Source organism: Streptomyces sp. SBT349 (assembly GCF_001083795.1).
GTDB lineage: Bacteria > Actinomycetota > Actinomycetes > Streptomycetales > Streptomycetaceae > Streptomyces.
Window position 1 is genome coordinate 1 of the sequence record NZ_LAVK01000527.1, and the last position, 3,565, is coordinate 3,565.

At 72.7% G+C, this 3,565-nt stretch carries 3 protein-coding genes and 1 pseudogene; all 4 read left to right on the forward strand.

Features of this window, described 5'->3' with window-relative positions:
• Positions 1-187 precede the first annotated feature (187 nt).
• On the forward strand, positions 188-1,048 hold the full coding sequence (locus ADY01_RS34045) for an aldo/keto reductase (RefSeq protein ID WP_049580638.1): 861 nt from the start codon (positions 188-190) through the stop codon (positions 1,046-1,048).
• An 813-nt stretch (positions 1,049-1,861) separates the two neighbouring features.
• On the forward strand, positions 1,862-2,401 hold the full coding sequence (locus tag ADY01_RS34050) for a PadR family transcriptional regulator (RefSeq protein ID WP_234320521.1): 540 nt from the start codon (positions 1,862-1,864) through the stop codon (positions 2,399-2,401).
• A complete protein-coding gene (locus ADY01_RS34055; RefSeq protein WP_049580639.1) occupies positions 2,398-3,090 on the forward strand; it encodes an ABC transporter ATP-binding protein in 693 nt (230 codons plus the stop codon). The genes ADY01_RS34050 and ADY01_RS34055 overlap by 4 nt, the downstream gene beginning before the upstream one ends.
• Positions 3,087-3,565: pseudogene (locus ADY01_RS34060) on the forward strand (hypothetical protein); the annotation flags it as partial. The gene ADY01_RS34055 and the pseudogene ADY01_RS34060, both read left to right, overlap by 4 nt.

Genomic DNA, 3,565 nt, shown 5'->3' on the forward strand with positions numbered 1-3,565 from the left:
CTCCCCCCACGCGGCGGCCAGGTCCTCCCCCAAGCCCTCCACCGCATCGCCACCTCCCGCCAGACCAGCGGCCGCTGACCGGACCGGGCGGCACGGAGGCTCCGGGCGCGAGCCCGTCCCCGGGTGGACAGCGCTCCCGGAACATTGGACACTACGGACATATCTCCCAGAGTCCGGAGGAGTCCGCATGCAGTCCCGCCCCGTCGGTGATGTCCAGGTCAGCGCGGTCGGCCTGGGCGAGATGCCCCTGTCCATCGAGGGGCGGCCGGACGAACGGCGCTCCCTCGCGACCATCCACGCGGCGCTCGACGCCGGTGTCACGCTGATCGACACGGCGAACTCCTACCACCTGCCCCCGGACGAGGCCGGCCACGGGGAGGAACTGGTCGCCCGCGCGCTCGCCGCGTATGGCGGCGACACCAGCGCGGTGCTCGTCGCGACCAAGGGCGGGATGACGCGTACGCCGGATGGGGGATGGGGCACGGACGGCAGGCCGGACTATCTGAAACGGTGCTGCGAGGAGTCGCTGAAGCGCCTCGGGGTCGAGGCCATCGGGCTCTACCAGCACCACAGGCCCGACCCGGACGTCCCCTACGCCGAGTCGATCGGCGCGATCCGCGACCTGCTCGACGCCGGGAAGATCCTGCGGGCGGGGATCTCCAACGCGACCCCGGAGCACATCCGCGAGGCGAACGAGGTGCTCGGGGGGCGTCTGGTGAGCGTGCAGAACCGGTTCTCGCCGGTCTTCCGTTCCAGCGAGCCCGAGCTGGCGCTCTGCGACTCGATGGGCCTGACGTTCCTCGCCTACAGCCCCCTCGGCGGCATCGGCCGCGCCGCCGACCTCGGCACCCGCGTGGCCCGCTTCGCCGAGGTCGCGCGGAGCCACGGTGTGAGCCCTCAACGGGTCGCCCTGGCCTGGATGCTGGCCAAGTCTCCCGTCCTCGTCCCCATCCCCGGATCGACGCGCCCGGAGACCGTCACCGACTCGGCCCAGGCGCCGGAACTCGCCCTGAGCGCGGCTGAACTCGCCCGCCTCGACACCGCCTGATCCCGCCCACCTCCCCGCCCACTTCCAGCCCTCCGCCGTGCCCGGGTCCGGGTGCGCGGTGGGGTGCGCGGAATTCTCCACGGCGGGTGACGCCATTCGGTGATTCGGCGCCGCGACATACCGAAAGAGCGGAAACCATATACAGGTCGGCGCGCCTTTCCAGGGCCATTCGCATGCTAATGTCAGGTCACCTTCCGCGGTGCTCGGTGAACACCAGCTGGGTTCACTCAGTGAGGGAGGTGATGGATGTTGCCCTCCGGCGACCTTACCCCCGCGGGGGACCAGACGTCGGTGCGGAGGACCTGGCTTCAGCGAGCGGGCGACGCGGTCCGACTCGTAGCCCAGAGCCTGCATGCCGCGTACTACGTGGCACGATTCTGGCTCCTGGACTAGGGAGCGCAGGCGGGCCCGATCCCGGCCAGGGTCAGGCCCGCCGTGGTCCGGTGACACCCGGGGCCCCATGTCCTCGTCGTTCCGGGCGGGCATGGGGTCCAGTCATGCGGACCGGCCAGCCGGAATTCATCTCCACCGGCAAGCTCCTGAAGCAGAGTACACCAAAAGCCGTTCACGTGGTCCATGAAAACTCTTGCAAAGGAATTTGAGTGGCCGTCGCCGCCTTATGGACAACTGCGGCGATCGCCCTGCGAGTTTCCTTCTTTCTTCGCCATTTCCCGCGCTGAATCTTTTTGAGACGCCTCCGCACGCCGCGACCGCCCCGGCCGCCGTCGGTGACGGCCGACCGCGGCCCGCGCCGGGCGACCGCGGCGGGTGGACGGCTTGACGGGACTATTCTCTCAGGGAATAGTGAGGGGCGTGTCACTGGCATCGAACGTTCTCCTCGGGCTCCTCAGCACGGGTCCCCAGCACGGGTACGAGCTCAAGCGGGCCTACGACGAACACCTGCCGCGGGCCAAGCCCCTGGCGTTCGGTCAGACCTACGCCACCCTCGGCCGGCTGGAGCGCGACGGGCTCATCGAACAGACCGGCCGCGACCGTGAGGGCGGGCCCGACCGCACGCTCTACGCCGTCACCGACGCCGGCCGCGCCGCGCTCGGTGAGTGGCTCGATACCGTCGAACCCCCCGCGCCCCACGTGACGAGCGTCCTGCTCGCCAAGGTCATGGTCGCCCTGCTGGCGACGGGAAGTGGCAAGGCCCGGGAGTGCCTCGCCGCCCAGCGCGCCGCCCACAGCGCACGCCTGAGGGAGCTGACGGCGGTCAAGTCCGACCCGTCGGCCTCGCTCGGCGACGTGGTCGCCGCCGACTTCGCCATCGTCCATCTCGACGCCGACCTGCGCTGGTTGCGCACCACGCTGGAGCGCGTCGCCGATCTGCATCGGGAGGTGCACGCATGACGCTGATCCAGGCCCGCGGCCTCGTGAAGGCATACGGGCGGACGCCCGCGCTCCACGGCATCGATCTCGACCTGGCCGAGGGGGAGATCCTCGCCGTCACGGGGCCGAGCGGCTCCGGGAAGTCGACGCTCCTCCACTGCCTGGCCGGGATCCTCGCCCCGGACGCCGGGGAGGTGCACTACGACGGCCGGCGCCTCGACACGGCCTCCGAGGCGACGCGATCGCGGTTACGGCGCTCCGACTTCGGGGTGCTGTTCCAGTTCGGCATGCTGGTCTCCGAGCTGACCGCCGCCGAGAATGTCGCGCTGCCGCTGCTGCTCACCGGCGCGGGGCGGGAGGAGAGCCGCGAGACGGCGCTGACCTGGCTGGCCAGGCTCGGCGTCGCCGACGTGGCCGACGCCCTGCCCGGACAGATGTCCGGCGGCCAGGCGCAGCGCTGCGCCACCGCCAGGGCGCTGGTCACCGAGCCGCGGGTGCTGTTCGCGGACGAGCCCACGGGCGCCCTCGACACGTTGGCCGGGGAGGAACTGCTCGGCCTGGTCGCCTCGTTGGCCCGGGAACGGCGCATGAGCGTCGTCCTGGTCACCCACAACCCCGTGGTGGCCGGCTACGCCGACCGCGAGCTCGTTCTCCTCAACGGTTCGGTCGATCCCACCGGGCTCGGCAGCACCCTGCGGGGGGCGCTGTGAGCGCCTCGATGGCGGCCCGGCCGCCCGCCGGGTTCGAGATGAGGCCCGCGACGCTGCTCCGGCTGGCGCTCGCGGGCACCAGGACGGACGCGTTCCGCGTGGTCCTCACGGCGGTCAGCGCCGCGCTCGCGACGCTCGCCGTGCTGGCCGCGCTGACCGTGGGCGCCATCGAGGCGCCCGGCGGCCGGGGACCCGGCAGCGGCTCGGCGGGCTGGTCCGAGCAGTACACCAACGCCCTGCTGCGCGAGCCGGGTCTGCGCCCCGGGGTGGTCCTCACCCTGCTGGCGCTGACCGTTCCGGTGCTGGCGCTGGCCGGCCAGTGCGCCCGCCTCGGCGCGCCCGCCCGCGAGCGCCGCCTCGCCGCCCTGCGGCTCGCCCGGGGCACGCCCCGGCAGACGGCCGCCGTCGCCGCCGCGGAGACCGGGGCCGCCGCCCTCGGCGGCGCCGTCGCGGGCCTCGGTGTCCACCTGGCCGG

Excerpts from the sequence above, each read along its gene's own strand:
- ADY01_RS34055 (WP_049580639.1), top strand. The coding sequence starts at position 2,398 with ATGACGCTGATCCAGGCCCGCGGCCTCGTGAAGGCATACGGGCGGACG.
- ADY01_RS34045 (WP_049580638.1), top strand. The coding sequence starts at position 188 with ATGCAGTCCCGCCCCGTCGGTGATGTCCAGGTCAGCGCGGTCGGCCTG.